Source organism: Shewanella sp. UCD-FRSSP16_17 (assembly GCF_001675935.1).
Taxonomy (GTDB): domain Bacteria; phylum Pseudomonadota; class Gammaproteobacteria; order Enterobacterales; family Shewanellaceae; genus Shewanella; species Shewanella japonica.
The window spans coordinates 1-608 of sequence record NZ_LZFV01000045.1; the positions used below are offsets into that span (position 1 = coordinate 1).

Here is a 608-nt window from a genome sequence, read left to right on the forward strand (position 1 = left end):
CTCTTCTCTTTAATCGAAGGGGACCCGGACTGGCGTTATACTCTACCAAAGAGTGAATAACTCATTAAGTTCTGTAGGCTAAAACTTAACGCTTTTTTATTTTCTCGAAGTTCATCAAGAAAAAATAAATAGTGGTATCCCCTAGGGGATTCGAACCCCTGTTACCGCCGTGAAAGGGCGGTGTCCTAGGCCTCTAGACGAAGGGGACCCGGACTGCATTAGACTCTGCAAAGAGTGAATAACTCATTAAGTTCTGTAGGCTAAAACTTAATGCTTTTTTATTTTCTCGAAGTTCATCAAGAAAAAATAAATAGTGGTATCCCCTAGGGGATTCGAACCCCTGTTACCGCCGTGAAAGGGCGGTGTCCTAGGCCTCTAGACGAAGGGGACCCGGACATATTGTTTTACTTCCAATATAACGAAGACCTATAAGTAACACTTTAGAAGGCTATTAAAGTGAAACCGCCGTGCTCTTGTAATAACAGCGCGGTGCCCTAGGCTCTCTCTTCTTTAATCGAAGGGGACCCGGACTGGCGTTATACTCTACCAAAGAGTGAATAACTCATTAAGTTCTGTAGGCTAAAACTTAACGCTTTTTTATTTTCTCG

The 608-nt window shown here is 43.1% G+C and carries 2 tRNA genes; both read right to left on the minus strand.

Annotated elements, in window-relative coordinates:
- Positions 1–132: 132 nt before the first annotated feature.
- Positions 133–208: transfer RNA gene (locus A9267_RS17060), tRNA-Glu, on the minus strand.
- Between the two features lie 106 nt (positions 209–314).
- Positions 315–390: transfer RNA gene (locus tag A9267_RS17065), tRNA-Glu, on the minus strand.
- Between the last annotated feature and the right edge of the window lie 218 nt (positions 391–608).